Origin of the sequence: Streptomyces mirabilis, assembly GCF_018310535.1 — a bacterium.
Taxonomy (GTDB): domain Bacteria; phylum Actinomycetota; class Actinomycetes; order Streptomycetales; family Streptomycetaceae; genus Streptomyces.
Window position 1 is genome coordinate 2,123,822 of the sequence record NZ_CP074102.1, and the last position, 26,069, is coordinate 2,149,890.

The window sequence follows — 26,069 nt, forward strand, 5'->3', positions numbered from 1 at the left end:
CCGTTTACGCGGCCGGGTCCGCGCCTTCCCCGGGCGGAGCGGTGGCGGACCGGGACCATCAGCCTCCCGCCCCTCTATGTCCACCGCGGACAACGGATTCCTCCGACAACGCCCACATGGAGCATGCCGACCCTCCGTTCCCGGCCCTAGCCTGCGAAGAAAGAAGTCAAGAGTCCGAAAACACCCCGCCCGGCGCACCCCGTCCGCCGCGGGGCCGTCCGGTTCGCAAGATCATCAGGGAGCCCCTCATGACCGCACTTCCGCAGGAGCGCCGCGTCGTCACCGCCATCCCCGGCCCGAAGTCGCAGGAACTGCAGGCCCGACGCACCGCCGCGGTCGCGGCCGGTGTGGGTTCGGTGCTCCCTGTCTTCACCACGCGCGCCGGCGGCGGCATCATCGAGGACGTCGACGGCAACCGTCTGATCGACTTCGGCTCCGGAATCGCCGTGACCTCCGTCGGCGCGAGCGCCGAGGCCGTCGTACGCCGGGCCTCCGCGCAGCTCCAGGACTTCACCCACACCTGTTTCATGGTCACGCCGTACGAGGGCTACGTCGCCGTCGCCGAGGCGCTGGCCGAGCTCACGCCGGGTGACCACGTCAAGAAGTCCGCCCTGTTCAACTCGGGCGCCGAGGCCGTCGAGAACGCCGTCAAGATCGCCCGTGCGTACACCAAGCGCCAGGCCGTCGTCGTCTTCGACCACGGCTACCACGGCCGTACGAACCTCACGATGGCGCTGACCGCCAAGAACATGCCGTACAAGCACGGCTTCGGCCCGTTCGCGCCCGAGGTCTACCGGGTGCCGGTGGCGTACGGCTACCGCTGGCTGACCGGCCCGGAGAACGCCGGCGCCGAGGCCTCCGCCCAGGCGATCGACATGATCAACAAGCAGATCGGCGCCGATAACGTCGCCGCGATCATCATCGAGCCGGTGCTCGGCGAGGGCGGCTTCATCGAGCCCGCGAAGGGCTTCCTTCCCGCCATCAGCAAGTTCGCCAAGGACAACGGCATCGTCTTCGTCGCGGACGAGATCCAGTCCGGCTTCTGCCGCACTGGCCAGTGGTTCGCGTGCGAGGACGAGGGCATCGTCCCGGACCTGATCACCACGGCCAAGGGCATCGCGGGCGGTCTGCCGCTCGCCGCCGTGACCGGCCGCGCCGAGATCATGGACGCCGCGCACGCGGGTGGCCTGGGCGGCACCTACGGCGGCAACCCCGTGGCCTGCGCGGGCGCGCTCGGCGCGATCGAGACGATGAAGGAGCTCGACCTCAACGCCAAGGCGAAGAACATCGAGGCCGTCATGAAGGCCCGCCTCGGCGCGATGGCCGAGAAGTTCGACGTCATCGGCGACGTCCGCGGCCGTGGCGGCATGATCGCCATCGAGCTGGTCAAGGACCGCGCCACCAAGGAGCCCAACGCGGAGGCGACCGCCGCGCTCGCCAAGGCCTGCCACCAGGAGGGCCTGCTGGTCCTGACCTGTGGCACCTACGGCAATGTCCTCCGCTTCCTGCCGCCGCTGGTCATCGGTGAGGACCTGCTGAACGAGGGCCTCGACATCATCGAGCAGGCCTTCGCCCGTATCTGACGCCCCACCCGCCGCAGCCCCGGAACCAGGACGGCCGCCCCGAGCGGACTCCGCTTGGTTCCGGGGCTGCGGCGACCGGGGTCAGAGCGTGTGAAGAACGTGTGCGAGGTGCATGACGGGACGCGATTCCGCCTGTCGGAGCCGGATCCCCTGCCGTAGGTTCTACCCAGATGAGAGATACACCCCGCCCACAGGGGACTGTGGGTGACACCGGGTCGAGGCCTCCCCAGCTTCGCCCTGGTCGTGCCCTCGCGCACACACCCGGAGCTTCCGGCTCCGGATCTCCTCACCGATCGGACAGTCGCACGCCCCAAACCCCCCGGGGCGCGCGACGACCCGATCTGGACGGCCGCCTCGGAACTACCCCCCCTGTTCCGGGGCGGCCGACCTTCCTCCTCGGGCGTTCCGGACTTCTCGGCTTCCTCGGGCTTCCGGCCCTCCTCTTCGCGCTGATCACCTGGCAGGTCGCGGCCCACGGCCCCCTCGCCCGCGCGGACGAACGCCTCAGCGGCCGTCTCGTCCACCCCGACCGCGTCTCCGAACTGCTGGCCGACCTGGGCAATGTCACGGTCGCGGTGCCGGTCCTGGCCGTCGTGCTCGGGTACGTGGCGTGGCGGGCCCGCGCGGCCGGGCGGGAGCACTGGTGGCTGCCGTCCCTCGCGGCGGCGGCCTTGATGGCGGTCGTTCCGGCATTGATCGTGCCTTTGAAAGAGCTGGTCGCCCGGCCGGGCCCGCCGGTCATGGGCCCTGGCACGGGCTTCTATCCCTCGGGCCACACCGCCACCGCCGTCATCGCGTACGGCGGTGCGGCCCTGGTGCTGATTCCGTGGCTGCGGGGGGCCGGGGCCCGCCGCGCTCTGCTCGTCGGCTGTCTCGCCCTGAACCTGGGAGTCGCCTTCGGCCTGGTCCGGCGGGGCTACCACTGGCCGCTGGACGTGGCGGCCAGTTGGTGCCTCTGCGCGGTGCTGCTGCTCTTGCTCCGGCTCTTCCTCGGCCGAAACGGCCGTCAGCCGAAATAGCCGTCGAACGTCCGCTGGAACTCCCAGCTTCCGAAGCGGTCCCAGTTGATCGACCACGTCATCAGGCCGCGCAGCCCCGGCCAGGTGCCGTGCGTGGCGTACGAGCCGCAGTTGGTCTTCTTGGTCAGGCAGTCCAGGGTCTTGGTGACCTCGGACGGCGCGACGTAACCGTTGCCCGCGTTCGTCGACGCCGGCATGCCGATCGCCACCTGGTCCGGCCGCAGGGGCGGGAAGACGTTGTTCGCGTCGCCCGCGACCGGGAAGCCGGTCAGCAGCATGTCGGTCATCGCGATGTGGAAGTCGGCGCCGCCCATGGAGTGGTACTGGTTGTCGAGGCCCATGATCGACCCGGAGTTGTAGTCCTGGACGTGCAGAAGGGTCAGGTCGTCGCGCAGGGCGTAGATGACGGGGAGGTAGGCGCCGGCCCGCGGGTCCTGGCCGCCCCACTTGCCCGTGCCGTAGTACTGGTAGCCGAGCTGGACGAAGAAGGTCTCCGGGGCCATCGTCAGGACGAACTTGGCGCCGTACTTGGCCTTCAGGGTCTTCAGGGCCGAGATCAGGTTCACGATCACCGGTGTGGTCGGGCTCTTGAAGTTGGTGTCGTTCGCGTCCAGGGAGAGCGAATGGCCCTCGAAGTCGATGTCCAGGCCGTCCAGGCCGTAGGTGTCGATGATCTTCGAGACGGAGGACACGAAGGTGTCGCGGGCGGCCGTCGTCGTCAACTGCACCTGCCCGTTCTGGCCGCCGATCGAGATCAGCACCTTCTTGCCCGCGGCCTGCTTGGCCTTGATCGCGGCCTTGAAGTCGGCGTCGCTCTCGGCGGTCGGGCACTCGGTGACGGGGCAGCGGGTGAAACGGATGTCGCCGGAGGTGGTGGAGGTCGGCTCACCGAAGGCCAGGTCGATGATGTCCCAGCTGTCGGGGACGTCGGCCATGCGGGTGTAGCCGGAGCCGTTGGCGAAGCTCGCGTGGAGGTAGCCGACCAGGGCGTGCCCGGTGGAGCCTCCCGAGCCCGTGGACGTCGTCGCCGTGGCCGTCGCCGACTTCGCCGACTCCCCCGCGTCGTTCACCGCCGCGACCTGGAAGGCGTACGCCGTCGAGGGCGCGAGGCCGCTCACGGTGGTCGAGGTGTCGGTGGCCGTCTGGACCTTCACCCCGTCGCGGTAGACGGCGTAGCCCGTCGCGCCGGTGACCGGTGACCAGGACAGGGCGACGGTGGAGGACGTGACCGTGCCGACGGCCAGGCCGGTGGGCGCGGCCGGGGGCTGTCCCGGATCGGCGCCGGGGCCGACGAGGGAGACGTCGTCGGCGTAGTACGCGCCGGTGCCGTACCAACCGTGGGTGTAGAGGGTGACCTTGGTGGTGGACGGGCCGGTGCGGAAGGTGGTGGTGAGCTGCTGCCAGTCGGGGGCGGACTGGGTCCAGGTGGAGACGTCGGTGGTGCCGGTGCCGCTCGCGCCGAGGTAGACGTAACTGCCCCGGACGTATCCGGCGAGGGTGTACTGGGAGTCGGGTTTGACGGTCACCGTCTGGGAGCACTGCGCGTAGTCGCTGCCGGCCGGGGTCGCCCGCAACGCCGAACTGCCGCTCCGTACAGGTGAGTTGACGACGGCGCCCGCCGTACAGGTCCAGCCGTCGAGGCCCGCCTCGAATCCGCCGTTCCTGACCAGGTCCGCGTCGGCCGCGCGGGCGGCCGAAGAGAGTGCGGCGAGGCCGGGTACGGCCAGAACGGTGGCCGTGCACACGGCGAGCAGCCTCTGACGCGTGGACGGTCTGGTGCGTTCGGTGCGATCCACAACTGCCTCCGGGCATGGGGGAATTCAGGAGGGTGGAGCGGGCCCAACTTGGTCCAGACCAATCCTGTTGTCAAGACCTTTGGCCGTTACCGGGGGCCGTCCCCGTGGCGGCTATCGATCCTCGTTTCCGGCGATGCCCGCCGCCGCCTCGTGCATGGCCAGTTCCAGCAGCGCCGGATCGGTGAGCGTCCCGGTGCCGTCCGGCGGGATCAGCCAGCGGACCCCGCCGGTGGTCCGTCCCGGGTACGGCACCACGATCCACGTACCGCGCCCCGCCGTGCGCACCCCCGTGCCGAGCCAGCGCGCCGCGGTGCCGGGCGGCACGAAGAAACCCGTCCGGGCGTCGCCGAAGTCGACGAGCACCGGACCGAGTTGGTCGATCACCCGGATCAGCACGTCGAGCGTGGGATAGCCGAGCTCGCCCGGCAGGATCAGTACGTCCCAGAGCCTGCCGGCCGGCAGCAGCGCGACCCCCTGCGGATTGCGCTCCCATTCCCGGCGGCAGGCCTCGGGATCCGGCGCAACGGATGCCAGCCACTCGACCGCCGTCTCGGCCCCTGTCATGGCGGAACCCCCCTCCTCGTGTCGACGCTGGTCGCGTCACAGAGAGGAGGGAGGTTCGGGCCGGGCATTACGCGGGTTCCGCCACTTGTTGGTGGTGAACCGGATCACAGTGGATGAGCTGGGCGCACGTCTGTGGATCAGCCACCGCGGCGCACGCCCCGCCGGCACGGCTCAGCTGTCGAAGCCCAGTCCCAGCTTGTCCATCGTCTTCAGCCAGAGATTGCGCCGCCCGCCGTGGGCGTCCGCCCGCGCCAGCGACCACTTGGTGAGCGCGATGCCCGTCCAGGCGAAGGGCTCGGGCGGGAACGGCAGGGGCTTCTTGCGGACCATCTCCAGTTCCGTGCGCTCGGTGCGCTCCCCCGCCAGCAGGTCGAGCATCACGTCCGCGCCGAACCGGGTCGCGCCCACGCCCAGACCCGTGTACCCGGCCGCGTAGGCGACCCTCCCCTGGTGCGCCGTGCCGAAGAAGGCCGAGAAGCGCGAGCAGGTGTCGATCGCGCCGCCCCAGGCGTGGGTGAAGCGGACTCCCTCCAGCTGCGGGAAGCAGGTGAAGAAGTGCCCGGCGAGCTTCGCGTACGTCTCCGGGCGGTCGTCGTACTCGGCGCGCACCCGGCCGCCGTACGGGTAGATCGCGTCGTAACCGCCCCACAGGATGCGGTTGTCGGCGGAGAGCCGGAAGTAGTGGAACTGGTTCGCCGAGTCCCCGAGGCCCTGCCGGTTCTTCCAGCCGACGGACGCCAGCTGGTCGGCGGTCAGGGGTTCGGTCATCAGCGCGTAGTCGTAGACCGGGACGGTGTACGCGCGCACCCGCTTGACCAGGTTCGGGAAGATGTTGGTGGCGAGTGCCACCTTGCGGGCGCGGACGGAACCGTACGGGGTGCGTACGGCCATGCCGGCGCCGTACGCCTTCAGGGCGAGCGCGGGCGTGTGCTCGTGCACCCGCACCCCGAGCCGCAGGCAGGCCCGCTTCAGGCCCCAGGCGAGTTTGGCGGGGTGGAGCATGGCGACGCCGCGGCGGTCGTGCAGACCCGCGAGGAAGGTCGGCGAGTCGACCTGTTCGCGGACCGCGTCGGCGTCCAGGAACTCGATGCCGTCCGCCAGGCCCCGGTCCCGCAGCTCCTCGTGCCATTCGCGCAGTTCGGCCGCCTGGTGCGGCTCGGTGGCGACGTCGATCTCGCCGGAGCGCTCGAAGTCGCAGTCGAGGGAGTAGCGGGCGACGGCCGCCTCGATCTCGTCGAGGTTGCGGGCGCCCAGCTCCTCCAGCTTCCTGATCTCGTCCGGCCAGCGAGTGAGTCCGTTGGCCAGGCCGTGGGTCAGGGACGCGGCGCAGAAGCCGCCGTTGCGGCCCGAGGCGGCCCAGCCCACCTCGCGGCCCTCCAGGAGCACCACCTCACGCTGCGGGTCGCGCTCCTTGGCGATGAGCGCGGTCCACAGTCCGCTGTAGCCACCGCCGACGACGAGCAGGTCGCAGGTCTCGGCGCCGGTGAGAGCGGGCTCGGGGTGGGGCTTGCCGGGGTCGTCCAGCCAGTACGGAACCGGCTGGGCTTCGGAAAGAGACGTGGTCCAACGGGTCATGGCGCTTGGGGCCATGATTTCAACTCCCTACAGCTGAATTACCCACCGAAACTTCTCTGTGGGTTATGCCTTCCGCGATGCCTTTTACTATGCCTTTTGCTTGTTGCGGCGGTTGCTGATGACCATTCCGGCCAGGACGAACAGTACGGCGACGATGAACATGGTCGTACCGATGACATTGATCTGAACGGGTGTTCCGCGCTGCGCCGAACCCCACACGAACATGGGGAAGGTGACGGTCGAGCCCGCGTTGAAGTTGGTGATGATGAAGTCGTCGAAGGAGAGCGCGAAGGCGAGTAGCGCGCCCGCCGCGATTCCGGGGGCCGCGATGGGCAGGGTGACGCGCAGGAACGTCTGCACCGGGCCGGCGTAGAGGTCCTGTGCCGCCTGCTCCAGGCGCGGGTCCATCGACATCACACGCGCCTTGACGGCCGTCACGACGAAGCTGAGGCAGAACATGATGTGGGCTATCAGGATCGTCCAGAAACCCAGCTGAGCACCCAGGTTGAGGAAGAGGGTGAGCAGCGAGGCGGCCATGACGACCTCGGGCATCGCCATCGGCAGGAAGATCAGCGAGTTCACCGCGCCGCGCGCCCGGAAGCGGTAGCGCACGAGAGCGAAGGCGATCATCGTGCCGAGGATCGTGGCCCCGATGGTCGCCCAGACGGCGATCTGGAGGCTGATCGAGAGCGAGCCGCACATGTCGGCGACGCCGCACGGGTCGCGCCAGGCGTCCAGGGAGAACTGCTGCCACTCGTAGTTGAAGCGCCCCTTCGGTTTGTTGAAGGAGAACACCGTGACGATGACATTGGGCAGCAGCAGATATCCCAGCGTCAGCAGTCCACCGATGACGACGAGATTCCGCTTGAACCAGCGTACGAAGGCCATTTAGACCAGATCCTCCGTCCCGGACTTGCGGATGTAGAGGGTGACCATGATGAGGATCGCGGCCATGAGGATGAACGAGAGCGCGGCGGCCGTCGGATAGTCGAGGATCCGCAGGAACTGCGTCTGGATGACGTTGCCGACCATCCGGGTGTCCGTGGAGCCGAGCAGGTCGGCGTTCACGTAGTCACCGCTGGCCGGGATGAAGGTCAGCAGCGTGCCGGAGACCACGCCGGGCATCGACAGCGGGAAGGTGACCTTGCGGAAGGTCGTGAACGGCTTCGCGTACAGGTCGCCCGCCGCCTCGTGGAGGCGTCCGTCGATGCGCTCCAGCGAGGTGTAGAGCGGCAGGATCATGAAGGGCAGGAAGTTGTACGTGAGGCCGCAGACCACCGCGAGTGGTGTGGCCAGGACGCGGTCGCCGGAGGTGAAGCCGAGCCAGTTGGTGACGTCCAGGACGTGCAGGGTGTTGAGTGCGCCGACGACCGGGCCGCCGTCCGCGAGGATCGTCTTCCAGGCGAGCGTGCGGATCAGGAAGCTGGTGAAGAACGGCGCGATGACCAGGATCAGCACGACATTGCGCCAGCGGCCCGCGCGGAAGGCGATCAGATACGCCAGCGGGTAGCCGAGCACCAGGCACAGGATCGTCGCGGCGCCCGCGTACAGCACCGAGCGCAGGAACTGGGGCCAGTAGTCGGACAGCGCGTTCCAGTACGTCTGGAAGTGCCAGGTGACCTTGAAGCCCTCCTCCAGGGAGCCCGTCTGCACGGACGTGGAGGCCTGGTAGACCATCGGCAGCGCGAAGAAGATCAGCAGCCAGAGGATGCCGGGCAGGAGCAGCCAGTACGGGACGAGGCGGCCGCGCTTGCGGGGCGGCTTCTTGTCGGGCTGCGGCGCGAGGAGTGGCGCCTCGGTGACGCTGGCCATCAGGCGGCCTCCTCCTCGACGGTCTCGACGCCGGCGTCGATGTCCTGCGCCGCGTCGAGACCGAAGGTGTGCGCCGGGCTCCAGTGCAGGACCACCTCGGCGCCGGGGGCGAGCCGGGCGTCGCGGTCGATGTTCTGGGAGTAGACCTCGAACTCGGGGCAGACGGCACTGTCGATGACGTACTGCGTGGAGACGCCGATGAAGCTGGAGTCGGCGATCCTGCCGGTGATCCGGTTCCGGCCGTCCGGGATCTGACCCGCGTCGTCGACGTGCGTGAGCGATATCTTCTCGGGGCGGACTCCGACCAGGACCTTGCCGCCGGTCGTCGTGGGCGCCGAACATCGCGACTGCGGCAGAAGCAGCTTGCCGCCGCCCGCCGCCAGGACGATGTCGTCGCCGCTCTTGCTGTCGACGGCGGCCTCGATGAGGTTCGAGGTGCCGAGGAAGTTGGCGACGAACGTGGTCTGCGGGTTCTCGTAGAGGTCGGCGGGGGCGCCGAGTTGCTCGACGCGGCCCGCGTTCATCACGGCGACCGTGTCGGCCATCGTCATGGCCTCCTCCTGGTCGTGCGTGACGTGCACGAAGGTGATGCCGACCTCGGTCTGGATGCGCTTGAGCTCCAGCTGCATCTGACGGCGCAGCTTGAGGTCGAGGGCGCCGAGCGGTTCGTCGAGGAGCAGCACCTTGGGGTGGTTGATCAGGGCGCGGGCCACGGCGACGCGCTGCTGCTGGCCGCCGGAGAGCTGGTGCGGCTTCTTGCGGGCCTGCTCGCCGAGCTGGACGAGCTCCAGCATGTCCTCGACCTGCTTCTTCACCGACTTGATGCCGCGCCGGCGCAGGCCGAAGGCGACGTTCTCGAAGATGTCGAGGTGCGGGAAGAGGGCGTAGGACTGGAAGACGGTGTTCACCGGCCGCTTGTACGGGGGCAGGTGGGTCACTTCCTGGTCGCCGAGGAAGACGGTGCCGGAGGAAGGTTCCTCCAGGCCCGCGATCATCCGCAGGGTGGTGGTCTTGCCGCAGCCCGACGCCCCGAGGAGAGCGAAGAAGGAGCCCTCGGGGACGGTCAGGTCGAGCGGGTGGACGGCCGTGAAGGAGCCGTACGTCTTGCTGATCCCGGAGAGGCGGACGTCGCCGCCGTTGTCTGTCGTCATGGTGTGGTCCCTGGATGTCGGGGTCGTCTTTGGTTCCAGGCGGGGACGCGGTCGCCGCGCGGGTCGCGACCGCTCGGCCGCCGGAGGCGTCACGCCCCTGTGAGCTTCGCGAACTTCTGCTGGTAGGCCGTCTCTTCCTTCGAGCTCAGTGAGCGGAAGGCGTGGGACTTGGCCTGCATGGCCTTGTCGGGAATGATCAGCGGGTTGTCCGCCGCCGACTTGTCGATCTTGGCGAGATAGGGCTGCACTCCCGCGACCGGGCTCACGTAGTTGATGTAGGCGGCGAGTTCGGCGGCCGGTTCGAGCTCGTAGTAGTAGTCGATGAGCCGCTCGGCGTTCGTCTTGTGGCGCGCCTTGTTGGGGATCAGCATGTTGTCGGTCGACGTCATGTAGCCGCTGTCCGGGATCACATAACCGACGTCAGGGCTGTCCGCCTGGAGCTGGACGATGTCACCGGCCCAGGCGACGCATGCGGCGAAGTCGCCCTTGGTGAGGTCCGACGTGTAGTCGTTGCCCGTGAAGCGGCGGATCTGGCCCTTGTCGACGGCCTTCTGGAGGCGGGCGATCACCGCGTCGTAGTCGTCGTCGGTGAACTTCGCCGGGTCCTTGCCCATGTCGAGCATGGTCATGCCGATGCTGTCGCGCATCTCGGTCAGGAAGCCGACGCGGCCCTTGAGTTTGGGGTTGTCGAGCAGGTCGGAGACCGACTTCACTTCGACGCCGTCGAGCGCTTTCTTGTTGTATGCGATGACGGTCGAGATGCCCTGCCACGGGTACGAGTACGCCCGGCCGGGGTCCCAGTCGGGGCTGCGGAACTGGTCCGACAGGTTGGCGAAGGCGTGCGGCAGGTTGGACGCGTCCAGTTTCTGGACGTAGCCCAGACGGATCATGCGGGCGGCCAGCCAGTCGGTGACCACTATGAGGTCGCGGCCGGTGTCCTGACCCGCGGCGAGCTGCGGCTGGACCTTGCCGAAGAACTCGTCGTTGTCGTTGATGTCCTCGGTGTACTTGACCTGGATACCGGTCCGCTTGGCGAAGGCGTCGAGCGTGGGACGGTGCTTGCCGCTGTCGTCCACGTCGATGTACTCGGGCCAGTTGGAGAAGTCGATGACCTTCTCCTTGGCCGAGTGGTCGTCGGCGGAGACGCCGCCCTGGGTCTTGCCCGCGGCCGGGATCCCGCAGCCGCTCAGCGCGCCGAGCCCGCCGACGGCGAGCGCGCCGCCCGCGGAGGCGCGCAGCAGCGAGCGGCGGCTGAGCGCGGCCCTGCCATTCCTGAAACTGCGCCGCATGGCGGCCACTTGGGCCGGGGAGAGGCGGTCCGGCTCGTACTGCTCCATGCTCGTGATGCCCTTTCGGAAGGGTCGCGGCCGTGGTCTCTCGGCCTGGTCTGCCACTCGGCGATAGTCGGAAGCCGACGCGCGGCCGGCTCCGGATCGACTAGGGCCGGTCCCCGAAGATCGTGCGGTGCCAGTCCTTCCTGGCGACCGCGGTGTTGTCGAACATGACGTGCTTGATCTGGGTGTACTCCTCGAACGAGTACGCCGACATGTCCTTGCCGAAGCCGGACGCCTTGTAGCCGCCGTGCGGCATCTCGCTGATGATCGGAATGTGGTCGTTGACCCACACGCAGCCCGCCTTGATCTCGCGGGTCGCACGGTTGGCCCGGTACACGTCCCGGCTCCACGCGGAGGCGGCGAGACCGTACGGAGTGTCGTTGGCGAGCCTGATTCCCTCGTCGTCGCTGTCGAAGGGGAGCACCACCAGGACGGGACCGAAGATCTCGGACTGGACGATCTCGCTGTCCTGGGGAGCGTCGGCGACGAGCGTGGGCCGGTAGTAGGCGCCGTCCTTGAGCTCTGCGGGGATCTCTCCGCCGGTCACCACACGCGCGTAGCCGCGGGCCCGGTCGACGAATCCGGCCACGCGGTCGCGCTGGGCGTGCGAGATCAGCGGGCCGAGGTCGGTGCCGGAGGCGAACGGGTCGCCGAGGCGGACGCTCGCCATCAGGGCGGCCGTCCTGGACACGAACTCTTCGTAGAGGGGCCTTTGCACATACGCGCGCGTGGCGGCCGTGCAGTCCTGCCCGGTGTTGATGAGCGAGCCCGCGACCGCGCCGTTCACGGCGGCGTCCAGGTCCGCGTCGTCGAAGACCACGAACGGGGCCTTGCCGCCCAGTTCCAGATGGAGCCGCTTGACGGTCGAGGTGGCGATCTCGGCGACGCGTTTGCCGACCGCGGTGGACCCGGTGAAGGAGGTCATCGCCACGTCGGGGTGGCCGACGAGGTGCTCACCGGCGTCCTTGCCGGCCCCCGTCACGATGTTGATCACGCCGTCCGGGATGCCCGCCTCGGTGGCGGCCATGGCGAAGAGCAGCGAGGTCAGCGGGGTCAGCTCGGCGGGCTTCAGCACGATCGTGTTGCCCGCGGCGATCGCCGGGAGGATCTTCCAGGCGGCCATCTGGAGGGGGTAGTTCCAGGGCGCGATGGAGCCGACGACACCGATGGGCTCGCGGCGTACGTACGAGGTGTGGTCGCCGGAGTACTCGCCCGCCGACTGCCCCTGCAGATGCCGGGCCGCGCCCGCGAAGAAGGCGGTGTTGTCGATGGTGCCGGGCACGTCGAACTCGCGGGTCAGCTTGAGGGGCTTTCCGCACTGGAGCGACTCCGCCCGGGCGAACTCCTCGGCGCGGTCGGCGAGCACGGCGGCGAAGCGGTGCAGGGCGTCGGAGCGCTCGCCGGGAGTGGCGCCCGCCCAGCCGGGGAACGCCTCACGGGCGGCGGCGACGGCCGCGTCCACGTCGACGGTGCTCGCCAGCTCGAACGTGTAGACCTCGTCGCCGGTGGCGGGGTCGACGACCGCGTGCGTACGGCCCGAAGTGCCCTTGGTCAGTCGGCCCGCGATGTACTGCGCGCCTTCCGCGAAACGGTCCTGCGCCTGGAAGCGATGGCCCGGATTGTGCATGTCGCTCTCCTCCGCCGTTCTCCCCACTGCCGCGGGGGTGGGCGTAGCTCCAGCTCGATTTGAGTGCCGATCCTGACAGAGCAAAGGGACTCCAACAAGTGATTCCGTTGTTGCCTTTTGGTTACGCGACGGAATCTGTCGACCAGGTGTCGAGTCCCCATGGAAAAGGCGGGACGGAATGTCAGTGGTGCGTGCCAAAGTGGCGTGCATGGCGAAGATCGATTCTTGGGAAGCGCTGGTCAGCGCGGTCCGCTCGGGGGCGAGAGTCAAGTACCTGCACTTCTGGGGCCACCGCCCGCGGCCGGACGGTCAGGTGAGTGCGAGCTGTCTGAGCCAGTGGTGGCCGTCACCGTTCGAGGTGGACGGTGTCTCCTACGCGACCGCCGAGCACTGGATGATGGCGGGCAAGGCACGGCTCTTCGGCGACGCGGAGGCGGAGCGGCGCGCGATCGAGGCGTCCAGCCCCGCGCTCGCCAAGAAGACGGGGCGGCTCGTGCGCGGCTTCGACGAGGCGCTATGGGAGCGGGAGCGCTTCGGGATCGTCGTCGAGGGCAGCGTGCACAAGTTCGCCGCCCACCCCGAGCTGCGCGCGTTCCTGCTGGGCACCGGTGCACGGGTGCTGGTCGAGGCCAGCCCGATGGACCGGGTCTGGGGCATAGGACTCGCGGCGGACGACGAGCGGGCGGCGGATCCCGAGCGGTGGCGGGGCCCGAACCTGCTGGGATTCGCCTTGATGGAGGCGCGGGAGCGGCTCCTCCGGGAGAACTAGGTCAGGCGCGGGAGCGGTTGGTGATCTAGCCGAGGTGCGGCACGACGAGTGAAGTGGAGTAGCCGTCGTCTCCGCTGAACGGGTCGCTGTCACCGCTGTCGTCCGGGAGGACGAAGAAGACCACGATCATCGCGATGCCGAGCGCGATGCCGACGGCTCCGCAGATGATCCCGGCCAGCGCCTGACCGGGGTTGTTCGCCTCGCCGCGGCGCGCCTTGCGTCGCCCCAGCACGCCGAAGGTCACCGCGAGGATCCCCAGGATGATCGCGACCGGCCACAGACAGAAGACGACGGCCGAGATGATGCCGAGCACCAGCCCGGCGGTGCCCATGCCGTTGCTCGGCACCGGGTGCATCATCGGCCAGCCGTAGCCGGGGGCGCCCGGGTAGCCGGCTCCCGGCGCGGGGTAGGCCGGGTAGCCGTATCCGTAGCCGTACGGGACCTGGCCGGGGCCCTCGGGAGCGATGGGCGGCGGGGGGACCGGCTCTCCGGGGGCGGGCTGGGGGGACGCGAAGGGGTTGTCCCAGGACTGGGGCGGGGACTGGGGGTGGCTCGGGGTGCCCGGCCCGGGGAGGGCGACGACCGTCGGCTGGTTGTGCACCGAGGGGGGTGTGGGAGCACCGGGCGCGCGGGAGGGTGCCTGGTCCGCGGGCGGGGCCCAGGGGTTCGGCTCGGGTCGCGGGCTGGCGGCGCCGTTGTCCAGGGGGCCGCCGGGCGGGGAACCCGGCGGGGGGTTCCCGCCGGGTATCGCGTCCTCGGAACCGACGGCCAACGGCACGTCGATCTGCGTCGGCGGCGGAGCCGACCGGTCCGGGGACGCCCACGGGGTCGCGGCGGCGTCCTGCGGCACCTGTGGCGCCTGCGCGTCCTCGGACATGCGTGAGGTCCCCTCCTCTGTCGTACCTGCCGTCATGCTACGGCCCGAAGGTTCACCCCGTGAGTGGCGGCCTACGATGATCCTCGAATCACCGATCAGCCGATCACCCGCGTCCCCCGACCACGGTCCGGGGGCGCCGTTCCGGGGAGGAATCCTTGACCGACCAGCTCAGCACCCGCGAGGGCGTCCGCGACCTGCACACCTTCATCGCCGGACTGCCCAAGGCCGAACTGCACGTGCACCACGTCGGATCCGCCTCCCCCCGCATCGTCTCCGCCCTCGCCGCCCGCCACCCCGACTCCCAGGTGCCGACGGACCCCGAGGCCCTCGCGGACTACTTCACGTTCACGGACTTCGCCCACTTCATCCAGGTGTACCTGTCCGTCGTCGACCTGATCCGCACACCCGAGGACGTACGCCTGCTGACGTACGAGGTCGCCCGGGACATGGCCCGGCAGCAGGTCCGTTACGCCGAGCTGACCATCACCCCGTGGTCCTCCACCCGCCGCGGCATCGACGAGCGTGCCTTCATGGACGCCATCGAGGACGCCCGCAAGGCGGCGGAGGCCGAGTTCGGGGTGGTCCTGCGCTGGTGCTTCGACATTCCCGGCGAGGCGGGGCTCGAGTCGGCCGAGGAGACCCTGCGGCTCGCGACCGACGACCGGCTGCGGCCGGAGGGGCTGGTCTCCTTCGGGCTCGGCGGCCCCGAAATCGGCGTACCGCGGCCGCAGTTCAAGCCGTACTTCGACCAGGCGATCGCGGCCGGACTGCGCTCGGTGCCGCACGCGGGTGAGACGACCGGGCCGGAGACCGTCTGGGACGCGCTGAACGAACTGCGCGCCGAGCGCATCGGACACGGCACCAGCTCCGCGCAGGACCCGAAGCTGCTCGCCCACCTCGCCGAGCACCGCATCGCGCTGGAGGTCTGCCCGACCTCCAACATCGCCACCCGCGCGGTCCGCACCCTCGACGAGCACCCCATAAAGGAGTTCACCCGGGCCGGGGTCCTCGTCACGATCAACTCCGACGACCCGCCGATGTTCGGCACCGACCTCAACAACGAGTACGCGGTCGCCGCCCGTCTCCTCGACCTCGACGAACTCGGCCTCGCCGCGCTCGCCAAGAACGCGGTGGAGGCGTCCTTCCTCGACCCGGCCGGCAAGACGCGCCTCGCCGAGGAGATCGACACCTACGCCTCGGCGTGGCTCACACCCTGAGCGACCAGCACAATGGGCCCATGCGCACCGTGACTGCCGTGGCCCACCGCGGCGACCCCTATCGCGTCCGCGAGAACACCCTCGACTCGCTGCGTTCCGCGCTCCAACTGGGCGCGGACGCGGTCGAGATCGACGTACGGCTGACCCGCGACAAGGTGCCCGTGCTGCTGCACGACGAGACGCTGAAACGGCTGTGGGAGCTGGAGCGGCCGCTCAGGTCGCTCTCCTCGGACGAGGTGCGAGGGCTCACGGGCGGCGGGGTGCCGACGCTCGCGGAGGCCCTCGAGGCGACCAAGGACAGCCGGGTCCTGGTCGATCTGCCGGGAGAGCCCGACGGCGCTGCCGTACGCAGGATCATCGACGTCATCCGGGAGTGCGGGGCCCAGGACCGGGTGTACTACTGCGCGGGCGCCCCGGCCATGCTGGCGGTGCGCGCCACCGACCCCGCCGCCGAGATCGCGCTGACCTGGACGAGTCTCGCACCGCCGCGCCCGGCCCTCCTCGAAGCCGTACGGCCGCGCTGGATCAACTACCGATTCAGCCTGGTCGACCGCGCCCTCACGGCCCGCGTCCACCGCGGCGGCCATCTGCTCTCCGTCTGGACACCCGACACCCGCCGTTCCATGCGCCGGCTGTTGGACATGGGGGTGGATTCGATCACCACGAACCGCATCGACGCGCTGTGCGCGCTGCGCAAGGCCTGAGTCGGCGTGCCGCGGTGAGCCGGAGAGGGAGTCAGGAAGTGACCTGCGAGCGCCGGCTCACCGTCGCCGGGTCGGCGGGGGTCGAGCGGGTCAGGTACTGCGGCACCGGGGCGGTGTCCTTGCCGTTGTCACGGACGAGGCCGTAGCGGATCACGCCCTGGGCGGGGCCGGTGCGGACGTCCTCGGTCACCTTGTCCCAGGTCGAGGTCTGGACGAAGAGGTTGTAGTCGGCGGGGCCCTCGTTCTGGTGGAGGGTGACGGTGCCGTCGATCCAGAAGTACTCGTTCTGCCACATCTGTTGGGTGCCGGAGGGCAGGACGGCGTAGCCCACGGACGGGCCGCCCATCCAGGTCGTGCCGTCCGTCGAGCCCGACTGCACGTCGTCCATGCGGTGACCGCCGCCCGAGGCGACGTGGAAGAGCTTGCCGCTCAGCCCGGTCCAGGTCGGCATGAGCAGCGCGCCGGTGCGCTGCTGGGGCAGGACCTGCCAGCGGACCCGGAAGTAGCCCTGCCCGCTGAGGGTGACCGTCTCCCCGCGATGGGTGAGGCCCGTGGCGGGCGCGCCGGTGGCGGTGACACCCTTCTCGGCGCGCCGGGGCAGCGCCGCCGGGAGCGCGCTGGCGGCGGGCGCGCTGTCGACGGCGTCGACGACGGTGCCGTAGAGCTGGACGCGGGTCTTCGAGGGCGACGGAGACGGTGACGGGGAGGCGGAGGGGGACGGTGAGGGGGCCGGGGAGGCGGACGGCTCGCCCGTACGTCCCGACGGTGGGCGTGCGGTGCTCGCCGCCGTGGGCGCGGCGAGGGCCGGGGGCGGGTCGTCGGGCGTCCGGGTGACGACGTACAGGCCGCCCGCCGCGAGAGTGGCGCCGGCCGTGACGGCGACGGCGGGCTTGGTGAGCAGGCCGAGGAGCTTGGCGGACCAACCGACGGAGGTGGCGGCGACCGCCGTCTTGCCGCCGAGCGCGAGCGACAGCGTGAAACCGACCGGCAGCGGGACGAGGGCGATCCCGACGAGGAGGCGTTCGGCCGGTACGACGGCCTCGCGGGCGCCCGAGCAGTACGCGCAGCCCCGGATGTGCCGGGCCACCCGCTTGCGCCACACCGAGTCGGGCCGTCCGTCCCAGCGGGCGGTCACCAACCGCAGGTCGGGGCAGGGGGAGTTGCCCGCGCCGGGGTGGTCGCCGTCGAGCGCCCGCACGATGTCCCGTGCGGTCTCCAGCCGCTGCTTCATCCGCTGCACCCGCACCGCCGCGTGCTGCCTGCTGATCCCGACCGCCGCCGCCAGCTCGCGCCGGGTGAGTTCGCCCGCGACCTCCAGCCACCACAGCGAGAGCAACTGGCGGTCCTCGTCGTCGAGCCAGCGCACCGCCTCCGCGACCTCGCGCCGCTGCCCCTCCAACTGAAGTCGCAGCACGGTCAGTTCGGCGAAGTCGGCGGCCTGTTCGCCGGCGCCGTCGGCCAGCGGCTCGGCCGTCCGGCGGCGCGAGCGCTCCCGTATCTGCCGCATGGTGATGGCGACCAGCCAGGACCGGAAGCTGTCCGGGTCGCGCAGCGCGCCGAGGTTGCCGACGGCGCGCAGCATGGTCTCCTGCACGACGTCGTCGACGTCCGCGTGACCGTTCAGGGCGCGGCCGACGATGTTGTAGACGAGCGGGAGCCAGCCCGCGACGAGTTCGTCGAGTGCGCGCCGGTCGCCGGCCTGCGCGGCCGCGATGATGGAGCGCCACTGCCGCCCGTCCACGTACGTCCCCTCCGGTGTCACGGTGACCGCCCCTGCCACTTGGCACACACGGGCGGGAGTGCAGGATCCCCCACCCCGGCAAGCCTGTCCGCGCGCTATGCCGCAGATCACAGCCGTTCGTCGGGTCCTGACACACAGGAGACGGAGGGCCGCCCTCCGCGATAACAGTTTTTTTCCCTTCCCGGCCAACGAAACGTTCGCCGCACCCCACCTAAGGGCTATCCCCCACAACACCCTTATGGGGCAAGGCAGTTGAACCGGGTCGGCGCCAGGGGCCGGGCCGTCCTCGGGGAGGATCCGGGAACGGGTGGGCGACCGCAGGATGATCTCACCGTCCCGTCCACACCAGGAGCCGCAGATGCCCGCCCGCCCCCGAACCGTCACCGCCGTCGCCACCGCCCTCGTGCTGGGCCTGACGGCCGGCCCGCTGGCCGTGCCCGCCGTCGCCGCATCCTCCACCCCGCCACGGACGGCCACGGCGGCCACGGTCACGACCGGACCGGACGCCGGCGCCCTGCGCGCCGCGCTCGCGGGGCTGCCGGACGCCGACGCGACGGCCGCGCTCGTACGCGTCGGGGGCACCGACGGCCGCTGGCTCGGGAGCGGCGGAGTGCACGACCTGGCGAGCGGCCGCGCGGCGGACCCGGACGCGCTCTTCCGGGCCGGTTCGACGACGAAGGTGGTCACGGCGGCGGTCGTGCTGCAACTCGCGGCCGAGGGCAGGGTCGATCTGGGCGCGCCCGCGCAGCGCTATCTCCCCGGGCTGCTGTCGCCCGCCTTCAAGCCCGTCTCCGTACGCCAGTTGCTGAACCACACCAGCGGGATCCAGGCGGGTGACGGCTTCGGCGACTCCTTCGCGGACGCGTACGCACACCGCTTCGACACGCTCACGCCCAGGCAGGTCGTCGCCTCCGCGGTGGCGAAGGGGCCGGAGTTCTGCCCCGGCAAGCGGCAGCACTACCTGAACATCAACTACACGATCCTCGGCATGCTGATCGAGAAGGTCACAGGGCACTCGTACGCCTCCGAGGCCGCCCGGCGCGTGCTGCGGCCCGCCGGGATGCTGCACACGTACTTCCCCGGTACCGATCCGCGCATCCGGGGGCCGCACAACTTCGGCTACCAGGCAGTGAAGCGGGCGGACGGCACGACGGAGTTCGTCGACGTGACCGAGTGGAACCAGGCGGACCGCTGGGCGGCGGGCGACATGATCTCCACGACGGCGGACCTTGAGCGGCTGACCACCCACCTCTTCCGTGGCGACCTGGTCCCGGAGCCACAGCTGAAGGAGATGTTCACGGTTCCGTCGCGCATCGACGGGGCCACCATGAGCGCCGGGCTCGAGCGCTTCGAGTACGGCGGGCGGGTCTACTGGCTCAAGTCGGGCGGGCGGTACGGATACACGGCGGTCATGGCGGCCACCCGCGATCTCTCCCGCACGCTCGTCTACTCGGTCAACGCCACGGACGCGAAGGGCGAGGAGATGAACCCGGTCGCCCTGCGCATCGCGATGGCGGCACTCAAGTAGTCGTCAGGTTCGTCGTCACGAGATGCACGTTCATCCCGCACGGGACGACCCCGTTTTGCGCCGTGAGCTTCTTCGCCCCGGTGAGGAAGGCCGCACGCAGGGACTCCACGGTGGCCGCGTCGAGTGGGCCGACGTCATAGACACCCGCCAGGGCTTCCCACACCTGTTCCACCGGACCGCTCAGGTCGATGGGGACGGTCTCCCAGTCGACCGGGGCGAATCCGACCGGCGCGAGGACGCTGTCGAGCCCCGCACGGCTGCGGGTCCTGCGGTCCCCGAGGGCGGGGATGCGCTGCCCGGCGGGAGCCGTCTCGACCGCGGACCGCAACAGCCCGACGAACAGCTCGTACGCCTCACCGCCCACGGCGCCGCCGCCGATCACGCACGCCAGCATGCCCCCGGGGCGCAACACCCGGGCCAATTCCGCGGCCACCTGTTCCACCTCGCCCATCAGCATCAGCGCCATGTGGGAGACGCAGGCGTCGAAGGTGTCGTCGGCGAAGGGAAGGTGCTGGGCCCGGCTCTCCGACAGCGTCGTCCCGGCGGGCAGCGGTCGGCGTCGCGCCAGCGCCAGGGCTTCCGGGGAGAGGTCCACCCCGGCCGGCCGCCGTCCCTCGGTCCGGGCGAGCAGTTCGAGCAACAGGCCGTCGCCGCAACCGAGATCCAGCACCCGACCGTGTCCGGCGACCCGGTCGCACAAGATCTCGTAGCTGGACCGGCCGTCCGGCGCACGGCCACCGGCGAACGCGTCCACCGTCACCGCCGGCCGCTCGGCGTGGAAGGCCCGCAGGAAGGCTTCTTGCGATGTCGTCGTCATACCCGCGAACCTATCCGCCGTGCGGGTCGCCGGGTCGGCGGCCTCACACCTCCTGACAGCAATCACGGAAATCCCGCGAAACCGGGTCCGGAATGTCGAATTTCCAGGTTTCCCCCGCCGTGGCTGGCCCCGGCCCGCAGCCGGCCCCGAAGGTGAGCGCCGTATCAAGCGATCGCGGTGCGGTGCGCCGCGGGGGGAGAGAGAGTTCCGTGAACGTCACGACAACGGCGAACGAGCCGCGGGAACGGCGGGCGGCCACGCTCGTCATGGCCTGCGTGGGCGTGTTCGTCGCGTATCTTCCGGTGACCACCGTCTCGGTGAGCCTGCCGACCATCCAGCGGGCGCTGCACACGTCGACCGCCCAACTGTCCTGGGTCTCGGACGCGTTCGTGCTGCCCATGGCCGCGCTGATTCTGACCGCCGGTGTCTTCGGCGACGTCCACGGCCGCAAGAAGGTCTTCCAGGCGGGTCTCGCGTTCAGCGCGGTGGGTGCGGCGATCGCGCTGTGCGCGCGGTCGGTCGAGGTCCTCTGGGTGGGCCAGGCCTTCGCCGGTCTGGGCGCCGCCGCGCTGCTGCCCACGACGCTGGCGCTGATCAGCCACGCGGTGCCCGACCACCGCGAGCGCGGCAAGTTCGTCGGGTTGTGGGCCACCGCCCTGATGGCGGCGCTGGCCGTCGGCCCGGTGATCGCGGGACTGATACTGGAGCACTTCTCCTGGCGCTGGATCTATCTGCTGCCCGTCCCGGCCTCGCTCCTCGCGATGGCCTTCGCGGCCCGGCTGGTGACCGACTCGCGCGCCCCCGGCTCACGACGTCTGGACTGGCCCGGCCAGATCACCGCCGCGGTGGCGATCACCGCGCTGGTCTACGGCGTCATCGAGGGCGGCGCCGGCTCCTTCACCGACGTGAAGGTGATCGTGGCCCTGGTGGCGGCGGCGGTCGCGGCCGTCGCGTTCGTCCTGGTGGAGCGGCGCAGTGACAGCCCGATGCTGGACCTGACGCTCTTCCGCAGCCCCGCCTTCACCGCCACGACGCTCGTCGCCATGATCAGCTTCCTGGGCCTCATCGGCTTCTTCTTCGCCCTCAGCCTCTACTTCGGCATGGTGCAGCAGCTCAGCACCCTGGAGGCGGCGGCCCGGATGCTGATGGTCACGCTGATGTGCATCCTCGTCGGGGCACCGGCCGGACGGCTGATGCACAAGGTGTCGCCCCGCGTCCTGATCACCGGCGGGCTGCTGGTGACCGCGGCCTCGCTGCTGTCGCTGACGTCCATCGACGCCGGTACCTCGTTCGGTTCGCTGGCCTGGCGGCTGGCCCTGCTGGGCCTCGGCCTGGGCTTCGTCATCACTCCCATGACGGCAGCGGCCGTCGCCTCCGTACCGCTGCGCCAGGCCGGTATGGCGGCCGCCGGGAACAGCGCGTTCCGGCAGGTCGGCGGCGCGCTCGGCCCGGCCGTCCTCGGCGCCGTGCTGTCCACCAAGGCCGTGCAAACCCTGCCGGGCCACCTCACCGACGTCGGTCTGCCCGCGACGACGGTACGGAGCGTCACCTCCGCGGTGGACGCGAACGGCCTGGGCGCGGTCGCGAGCATGAACCTGGGCGCCGACCGGGGCCGTGCCCTGGGCGCCCTGTCCGAGGCCTTCCTCGACGGCCTCCACCTGTGCCTGATCATCGCCGCGGTGCTGACCCTGGTCGCCGCGGCGGTCGGTGCCGTCCTGCTGCGCAGCCCGCGGCAGCCGGCCACCAGGCCGGTGGCCGGATCCGGCGCCGCCCCGGCGGCGCCGCAGGAGACCGGGGCGGCGGAGCCCCTGCTGGGGCAGCGCGGCTGACCCCGGCACCAGGGCGCGTCTGCGGCATGGTCCGCCGGACAGGCCCTGAGAGCGCCCTTTCGTGGGGACGGAACGGGCGCCCGTGCGAGGCCCGGGACCACACAGGTCCCGGGCCTCGCCGTCGTGCTCGATCATTGACTCCGGGAGTCCACATGGAGCGAGAGGAGGCGGAGTCGATGCCGTCCCGCGCGCTCGACCCACTCGACCTGAAACTGCTCCAGTGCCTCCAGATCGACGGACGGGCGCCGCTCATCCGGATCGCGGAGGTGCTCGGGGTCTCCGACCAGACCGTCGCCCGGCGCATGCGGCGGTTGCGCACCACGGCACGCCTGCGGGTGCTCGGCGTGATCGACGAGAGCCGACTCGGCCGCACCAACTGGATCGTCCGGCTGCGCTGCACCCCGGACGTGGCCGAACAGTTGGCGGGCGCACTCGCCCGGCGCCCCGACACCTCGTACGTCTCGCTGATCTCCGGCGGCACCGAGGTGATGTGCGCGATGAAGCCGCGCAGCCGGCAGGCCCGGGACGAACTGCTCTTCGACCGGTTGCAGCGCACCCCCCGTGTGGTCTCGGTCAGCGCCCACTGCGTGCTGCACTCGTTCTACGGCGGACAGCTGGACTGGCTCAACAAGGCCAACGGACTCGCCCCCGACCAGCAGGCGGCCCTGCGCCCACCGCCGGTCGAGCCGGTCACCGACGCCCTCACGCTGGAGGCGGCCGACGAGGCGCTGCTGGCTGTACTCGTCCGGGACGGGCGCGCCACGCTCACCGAACTCCAGGCGGCCACCGGTCAGTCGGAGTCCGTGGTCAAGCGGCGTCTGGAGCGCATGCGGGCCACCGGGGTGCTCTACTTCGACGTCCAGTTCGACCAGGAACCCCTCGGCCACGACGTGGAGGCCATGCTGTGGCTCACCGTGGCGCCGGCCGCACTCGCCGATGTCGGACGGGCGCTCGCCGCGCATCCCGAGGTGCGCTTCGCCGCGGCGACCACGGGCCAGGCCAACATCGTCGCCTCGACCGTCTACCGCAACAGCGCGGAGCTGTACACGTATCTGAGCGAGAAGATCGGCGCCCTGGACGGCGTCCAGGCCGTCGAAACCGCCCTGACCCTGCGCCTGGTCAAGCAACTCGCCTACGATCCGGGCCGCTGACCCCGCCCAGAACGGGCACGGGATACCCGGAGCGTCAGCCGCGAGCCCGGGCGCCGAGGGCCTCGGCCCGCTGGTCGAGTCTCCTCAGGACCGTCTCGCCCCACTGGAGGTTCGCCTGCTCCAAGGCCATGCCGCCGAGCAGGGTGAGATAGGGGCCCACACGTTCGACGGTGGCCAGGTACTCCTCCTCGCTGCGGCCGGCCAGCATGCGCTCCTGCGCGCGCCGGTAGCGGGCCAGCTTGGCGCCGGCCCGCTCCACACGCTCGACGACCCCGGCCCGTACGGCTTCGGCGTCCCCGATGTCGACGCAACTCACCTTGACCATCAGCTCGTCCCGGATCGCCGTCGGCTTGCTGGGGACTTCGGCCGTGTAGGCGCGCATCGCGTCAAGTCCGGCCTCGGTGAGCGAGAAGAGCCGCTTGTTGGGCCGACGTTCCTGCTGTACGACGCGGGCGGAGATGAGCCCTTCGCCGTCCATGCGCTCCAGCTCGCGGTAGATCTGCTGGGGGGTGGCCATCCAGAAGTTGGCGACCGAGGCCTCGAACCCCTTCGCGAGGTCGTATCCGGACGCCTCGCCCTCCAGAAGCGCGGCCATCACCGCGTTGCGCAGAGCCATTTCTCCAAATTAACACCCTGTATCGACACTCCATTGATTAGTCAACGGAGTGAGGGGCGTCCGGTCAATGGCGGGGAGAGCCGCTCGGCGCGATCGACGGCTGGGCGACGGGCGTGGTCGGTGTCGACGACGGTGCCGGGGTGGGGACGGCCGGTTGGGTCGTGACGCGGCCGGTCGTCCGGGCCGTCTGGGTGGGGCCGGCCGTCCGGCTCCCGGGGGTGGGACTGGCCGTCCGGCTCCCCGGGGTGCGACTGGGGGTGACGGGCACGGGGGACGCCGACGGGCTGGGGGGCACGGACGAAGGACGACCCTCGGAGGGCGGCGGGGCGAGCGGGACCGTCGGGGACGCGGGTGCCTGGGACGTCGACAGGCGGACCGGCAGCGCGACGAGGGCGGCGACGGCGCACACCGACCCGACCCCGACCGCGGCACGCAGCAGCCGACGGCGGGCCGCGCCGCGGCGGATCGCCTCGTAGCGGCCGGTAGGCGGGCCGAGGTAGTCGGAGGCGGGCCGCAGGATGACGGCGAGCGGGTCGTCGGGTTCGAAGTCCGGACCCTCGTCAGAGTGTGTGATCAAGGCTTCTCCTCAGGTGGGCGCGGAGCAGTTCGCGGGCCGCGTGGAGGTCGGCCTTGATGGTTCCTTCCTTGCGTCCGGTCAGCACGGACACCTCCCGGATCGGCATGTCAGCGTAGTAGTGCAGGAGGATCGGGACGCGCAGTCGTTCCGGCAGCGACTGCACGAGCAGGCGTACGGACGGGTCGGACTGTTCGGTGTGGGGGCGGACGGCGGCCTCGGCGGTGGCACGGTGTACGGCCCTGCGTTCGCGCTCCAGCTTGCGCCAGTGGTCCCGGACGAGGTTGGCCGCGGTGACGTAGAGGAAGCCCCGGGGCTCCGCCACGGAGGTCCAGCGGGCCCAGAGCCGGGTGAACGCCTCCGAGGCGATCTCGTGGGCCGTCTCGTCGTCGTCGACGAGACGGCGGCACCAGCCGGCGAGGCGCGGATAGAGGGCGGCGAACAGCTCGGACGCGGCCTTCTCGCGGGACCGTTTCAAAGCTCTCCATGGTCGTGACGTCGTGCGGGCACTCGTGTCGTGCGGGCATCCGTGTCGTGCGGGCACTCGTGGGGGAAGAGCCCGGGCCGACGGCGTACGTTCCATCGGCCCGGACTCGGTCCCGGCGGGTCAGGGCGCCGCTGAACTCAGCGCGGCGAAGACGATCACGTTGTCGAGGTAGCCCGTACCGGTACGGGCTCCTCCGCACGTGACGAGCCGCAGCTCGGGACGGTCCACGTCCCCGTACACCTCGTCCGACGGGAAGTCGGCCTTGGCGACCGTCCGTACGGTGGTGACGGTGAACGCCGCCGTCGTGCCGTTCTCCAGACGCGCCGTGATCCGGTCGCCCTTCCGCAACTGCGCGAGACGACGGAAGACTCCGTCCCCGTAGGCGCCGACCGTGACATGGCCGAGGATCACCGACGGACCGGTCTGCCCCGGCGTCGGCGAGTTCCGGTACCAGCCCGCCCGGTCGTGCGCCGTGATCGGGGGCACCTGGACGCTGCCGTCCGCGGCCAGCCCCAGCTGCATGACCGGGGTGTCGACCCCGATGGCCGGGATCCGCAACCCGACCGGGACCGAACGCCCGAGGTGTTGCGGGGCCTTGGCGGAGGTCCGCGAGGGCACCGGCGTGCTCCCGGGCTGTTCGGGTGCGGTCGAGTCGGTTCCGTGGCCGCCGCAGCTCACGAGCAGCGAGGCCGTCGCCGCGGTGACGAAGGCGCGCCTGGAGAGCGAGGTCATTCCCCGGTCGCCCGCCGGCGACGTACGACGAAGACCGCCGCGCCACCCATGACGAACGCCGCGGCGGCACCCCCGCCGATCAGGCCGCCCTGGCCTCCGGACTTCGACGCCGTGGGCGCCACACCGGTGTCGGGCGCTCCCTTCGGCACGACGGCGACCTGGCCCGGGGACGGCGCCCGGGTCGGCGTGCCGACGCTCGGAACCGGGGACGGGGTGCCGGAGGCAGGGCGGGTGGTCGGCACCGCGCTCGGGGCGGCGCTCGGGGTGGCGCTGCCGGTCGGCGCCTGGGAGGGGGCGGCGGTGGCGGTCGGACGGACCGTCGGGACCGGGCTCGCCCCACTGGCGAACGCGGGCACCGTGCTCGCCAGCACGGCGGTGCACGCGAGTGCCATGGTGCTGAGGACAGTTCGGCGCATGAATCGCTCTCTTTCGTCGGTCCGCCCGCCCGGTGACCCGGCGGGCTGAGTTACGGATCGTGCGAAGAGACGAGGCAGCGGGAGAGCGGGTTGTAAAGAGCTGGCAAAGCCGTCGGAGCCCGTTCCGGCGGGCACCGACGGCGTTGCTCG

The 26,069-nt window shown here is 70.7% G+C and carries 23 protein-coding genes and 1 pseudogene; 8 read left to right on the forward strand and 16 right to left on the reverse strand.

Translation table 11 applies throughout. The features are described from left to right. Positions 1-248 precede the first annotated feature (248 nt). Both gabT and SMIR_RS09120 read left to right on the forward strand, forming a co-directional pair. On the forward strand, positions 249-1,583 hold the full coding sequence (gene gabT / locus SMIR_RS09115; protein WP_168496140.1) for a 4-aminobutyrate--2-oxoglutarate transaminase: 1,335 nt from the start codon (positions 249-251) through the stop codon (positions 1,581-1,583). Between the two features lie 200 nt (positions 1,584-1,783). Beyond that, positions 1,784-2,602: a phosphatase PAP2 family protein gene (locus tag SMIR_RS09120; protein WP_248003153.1), complete on the forward strand. Its 819-nt coding sequence runs from the start codon at positions 1,784-1,786 to the stop codon at positions 2,600-2,602. Here the strand turns inward: SMIR_RS09120 and SMIR_RS09125 are convergent. The 8 genes from SMIR_RS09125 to SMIR_RS09160 all read right to left on the reverse strand — a co-directional run bounded on the left by SMIR_RS09125 (position 2,590) and on the right by SMIR_RS09160 (position 12,461). After that, positions 2,590-4,398: a chitinase gene (locus SMIR_RS09125; protein WP_168496136.1), complete on the reverse strand. Its 1,809-nt coding sequence runs from the start codon at positions 4,396-4,398 to the stop codon at positions 2,590-2,592. The genes SMIR_RS09120 and SMIR_RS09125 overlap by 13 nt on opposite strands. Before the next feature lie 111 nt (positions 4,399-4,509). Continuing rightward, a complete protein-coding gene (locus SMIR_RS09130) occupies positions 4,510-4,962 on the reverse strand; it encodes a bifunctional DNA primase/polymerase (protein ID WP_168496134.1) in 453 nt (150 codons plus the stop codon). A gap of 171 nt (positions 4,963-5,133) precedes the next feature. Beyond that, positions 5,134-6,552: an NAD(P)/FAD-dependent oxidoreductase gene (locus SMIR_RS09135; RefSeq protein WP_168496132.1), complete on the reverse strand. Its 1,419-nt coding sequence runs from the start codon at positions 6,550-6,552 to the stop codon at positions 5,134-5,136. A 72-nt stretch (positions 6,553-6,624) separates the two neighbouring features. Beyond that, the gene (locus tag SMIR_RS09140) at positions 6,625-7,425 is read right to left on the reverse strand and encodes an ABC transporter permease (protein WP_168496130.1); all 801 of its coding nucleotides are present in this window, start codon (positions 7,423-7,425) and stop codon (positions 6,625-6,627) included. Then, a complete protein-coding gene (locus SMIR_RS09145) occupies positions 7,426-8,349 on the reverse strand; it encodes an ABC transporter permease (protein WP_168496128.1) in 924 nt (307 codons plus the stop codon). It abuts the gene before it with no gap. Beyond that, positions 8,349-9,500 carry an ABC transporter ATP-binding protein gene (locus tag SMIR_RS09150; protein ID WP_168496126.1) on the reverse strand — a complete coding sequence of 384 codons (1,152 nt, stop codon included), beginning with the start codon at positions 9,498-9,500 and terminating at the stop codon, positions 8,349-8,351. The genes SMIR_RS09145 and SMIR_RS09150 overlap by 1 nt, the downstream gene beginning before the upstream one ends. A gap of 89 nt (positions 9,501-9,589) precedes the next feature. Continuing rightward, positions 9,590-10,837, reverse strand: coding sequence for a polyamine ABC transporter substrate-binding protein (locus tag SMIR_RS09155; RefSeq protein ID WP_168496124.1), 1,248 nt, complete (start codon positions 10,835-10,837; stop codon positions 9,590-9,592). A gap of 100 nt (positions 10,838-10,937) precedes the next feature. Next, positions 10,938-12,461: a gamma-aminobutyraldehyde dehydrogenase gene (locus SMIR_RS09160; protein ID WP_168496122.1), complete on the reverse strand. Its 1,524-nt coding sequence runs from the start codon at positions 12,459-12,461 to the stop codon at positions 10,938-10,940. 178 nt (positions 12,462-12,639) lie between these two features. On the opposite strand from SMIR_RS09160, the gene ybiA reads away from it, so the two are divergent. Then, complete coding sequence (gene ybiA / locus SMIR_RS09165; RefSeq protein WP_168496120.1) at positions 12,640-13,230, forward strand: riboflavin biosynthesis intermediates N-glycosidase; 591 nt, start codon at positions 12,640-12,642, stop codon at positions 13,228-13,230. A gap of 25 nt (positions 13,231-13,255) precedes the next feature. Here ybiA and SMIR_RS09170 read toward each other — a convergent pair whose 3' ends face one another. Beyond that, positions 13,256-14,107: a DUF4190 domain-containing protein gene (locus SMIR_RS09170; protein ID WP_212726864.1), complete on the reverse strand. Its 852-nt coding sequence runs from the start codon at positions 14,105-14,107 to the stop codon at positions 13,256-13,258. Between the two features lie 63 nt (positions 14,108-14,170). On the opposite strand from SMIR_RS09170, the pseudogene SMIR_RS09175 reads away from it, so the two are divergent. Beyond that, positions 14,171-15,324, forward strand: a pseudogene (locus SMIR_RS09175) (adenosine deaminase). Between the two features lie 20 nt (positions 15,325-15,344). Next, positions 15,345-16,028, forward strand: a complete 684-nt coding sequence (locus tag SMIR_RS09180) for a glycerophosphodiester phosphodiesterase (RefSeq protein ID WP_168496115.1) — start codon at positions 15,345-15,347, stop codon at positions 16,026-16,028. A 31-nt stretch (positions 16,029-16,059) separates the two neighbouring features. On the opposite strand, the gene SMIR_RS09185 is transcribed toward SMIR_RS09180, so the two are convergent. Next, positions 16,060-17,790 (reverse strand): sigma-70 family RNA polymerase sigma factor, encoded by a 1,731-nt coding sequence (locus SMIR_RS09185; RefSeq protein ID WP_249938404.1) that lies wholly within the window; start codon positions 17,788-17,790, stop codon positions 16,060-16,062. Between the two features lie 337 nt (positions 17,791-18,127). Between SMIR_RS09185 and SMIR_RS09190 the strand changes: the two genes are divergently transcribed. Beyond that, positions 18,128-19,297 carry a serine hydrolase domain-containing protein gene (locus SMIR_RS09190; protein WP_212726865.1) on the forward strand — a complete coding sequence of 390 codons (1,170 nt, stop codon included), beginning with the start codon at positions 18,128-18,130 and terminating at the stop codon, positions 19,295-19,297. Here SMIR_RS09190 and SMIR_RS09195 read toward each other — a convergent pair. Continuing rightward, positions 19,290-20,114, reverse strand: a complete 825-nt coding sequence (locus SMIR_RS09195) for a class I SAM-dependent methyltransferase (RefSeq protein WP_168496111.1) — start codon at positions 20,112-20,114, stop codon at positions 19,290-19,292. The two genes, SMIR_RS09190 and SMIR_RS09195, sit on opposite strands and share 8 nt — an antisense overlap. 209 nt (positions 20,115-20,323) lie before the next feature. On the opposite strand from SMIR_RS09195, the gene SMIR_RS09200 reads away from it, so the two are divergent. Both SMIR_RS09200 and SMIR_RS09205 read left to right on the forward strand, forming a co-directional pair. After that, positions 20,324-21,943: an MFS transporter gene (locus SMIR_RS09200; RefSeq protein ID WP_249938405.1), complete on the forward strand. Its 1,620-nt coding sequence runs from the start codon at positions 20,324-20,326 to the stop codon at positions 21,941-21,943. Between the two features lie 152 nt (positions 21,944-22,095). Next, positions 22,096-23,094 (forward strand): Lrp/AsnC family transcriptional regulator, encoded by a 999-nt coding sequence (locus tag SMIR_RS09205; protein ID WP_248003149.1) that lies wholly within the window; start codon positions 22,096-22,098, stop codon positions 23,092-23,094. Positions 23,095-23,128: 34 nt separating this feature from the next. Here SMIR_RS09205 and SMIR_RS09210 read toward each other — a convergent pair whose 3' ends face one another. The 5 genes from SMIR_RS09210 to SMIR_RS09230 form a co-directional block, all read right to left on the reverse strand. After that, on the reverse strand, positions 23,129-23,710 hold the full coding sequence (locus SMIR_RS09210) for a PadR family transcriptional regulator (protein WP_212726866.1): 582 nt from the start codon (positions 23,708-23,710) through the stop codon (positions 23,129-23,131). Between the two features lie 64 nt (positions 23,711-23,774). Continuing rightward, entirely contained in the window at positions 23,775-24,287 is a 513-nt protein-coding gene (locus SMIR_RS09215) for a hypothetical protein (protein WP_211118823.1), read from the reverse strand. Continuing rightward, positions 24,271-24,762, reverse strand: a complete 492-nt coding sequence (locus SMIR_RS09220) for an RNA polymerase sigma factor (protein WP_054235333.1) — start codon at positions 24,760-24,762, stop codon at positions 24,271-24,273. The genes SMIR_RS09215 and SMIR_RS09220 overlap by 17 nt, the downstream gene beginning before the upstream one ends. Positions 24,763-24,891: 129 nt before the next feature. Next, entirely contained in the window at positions 24,892-25,503 is a 612-nt protein-coding gene (locus SMIR_RS09225) for a class F sortase (protein WP_212726867.1), read from the reverse strand. Next, complete coding sequence (locus SMIR_RS09230; RefSeq protein WP_168496105.1) at positions 25,500-25,919, reverse strand: Tat pathway signal sequence domain protein; 420 nt, start codon at positions 25,917-25,919, stop codon at positions 25,500-25,502. Before SMIR_RS09230 ends, SMIR_RS09225 begins: the two co-directional genes overlap by 4 nt. Positions 25,920-26,069 lie beyond the last annotated feature (150 nt).

Bases quoted from the DNA above. Each gene is read 5' to 3' on its own strand.
- SMIR_RS09225 (WP_212726867.1), bottom strand. From the start codon at position 25,503: ATGACCTCGCTCTCCAGGCGCGCCTTCGTCACCGCGGCGACGGCCTCG.
- SMIR_RS09145 (WP_168496128.1), bottom strand. From the start codon at position 8,349: ATGGCCAGCGTCACCGAGGCGCCACTCCTCGCGCCGCAGCCCGACAAG.
- SMIR_RS09130 (WP_168496134.1), bottom strand. From the start codon at position 4,962: ATGACAGGGGCCGAGACGGCGGTCGAGTGGCTGGCATCCGTTGCGCCG.
- SMIR_RS09170 (WP_212726864.1), bottom strand. From the start codon at position 14,107: ATGTCCGAGGACGCGCAGGCGCCACAGGTGCCGCAGGACGCCGCCGCG.
- SMIR_RS09230 (WP_168496105.1), bottom strand. From the start codon at position 25,919: ATGCGCCGAACTGTCCTCAGCACCATGGCACTCGCGTGCACCGCCGTG.
- SMIR_RS09180 (WP_168496115.1), top strand. From the start codon at position 15,345: ATGCGCACCGTGACTGCCGTGGCCCACCGCGGCGACCCCTATCGCGTC.
- SMIR_RS09205 (WP_248003149.1), top strand. From the start codon at position 22,096: ATGGAGCGAGAGGAGGCGGAGTCGATGCCGTCCCGCGCGCTCGACCCA.
- gabT (WP_168496140.1), top strand. From the start codon at position 249: ATGACCGCACTTCCGCAGGAGCGCCGCGTCGTCACCGCCATCCCCGGC.
- SMIR_RS09210 (WP_212726866.1), bottom strand. From the start codon at position 23,710: ATGGCTCTGCGCAACGCGGTGATGGCCGCGCTTCTGGAGGGCGAGGCG.
- SMIR_RS09195 (WP_168496111.1), bottom strand. From the start codon at position 20,114: ATGACGACGACATCGCAAGAAGCCTTCCTGCGGGCCTTCCACGCCGAG.
- SMIR_RS09135 (WP_168496132.1), bottom strand. From the start codon at position 6,552: ATGGCCCCAAGCGCCATGACCCGTTGGACCACGTCTCTTTCCGAAGCC.
- ybiA (WP_168496120.1), top strand. From the start codon at position 12,640: ATGTCAGTGGTGCGTGCCAAAGTGGCGTGCATGGCGAAGATCGATTCT.
- SMIR_RS09150 (WP_168496126.1), bottom strand. From the start codon at position 9,500: ATGACGACAGACAACGGCGGCGACGTCCGCCTCTCCGGGATCAGCAAG.
- SMIR_RS09190 (WP_212726865.1), top strand. From the start codon at position 18,128: ATGCCCGCCCGCCCCCGAACCGTCACCGCCGTCGCCACCGCCCTCGTG.
- SMIR_RS09155 (WP_168496124.1), bottom strand. From the start codon at position 10,837: ATGGAGCAGTACGAGCCGGACCGCCTCTCCCCGGCCCAAGTGGCCGCC.
- SMIR_RS09160 (WP_168496122.1), bottom strand. From the start codon at position 12,461: ATGCACAATCCGGGCCATCGCTTCCAGGCGCAGGACCGTTTCGCGGAA.
- SMIR_RS09140 (WP_168496130.1), bottom strand. From the start codon at position 7,425: ATGGCCTTCGTACGCTGGTTCAAGCGGAATCTCGTCGTCATCGGTGGA.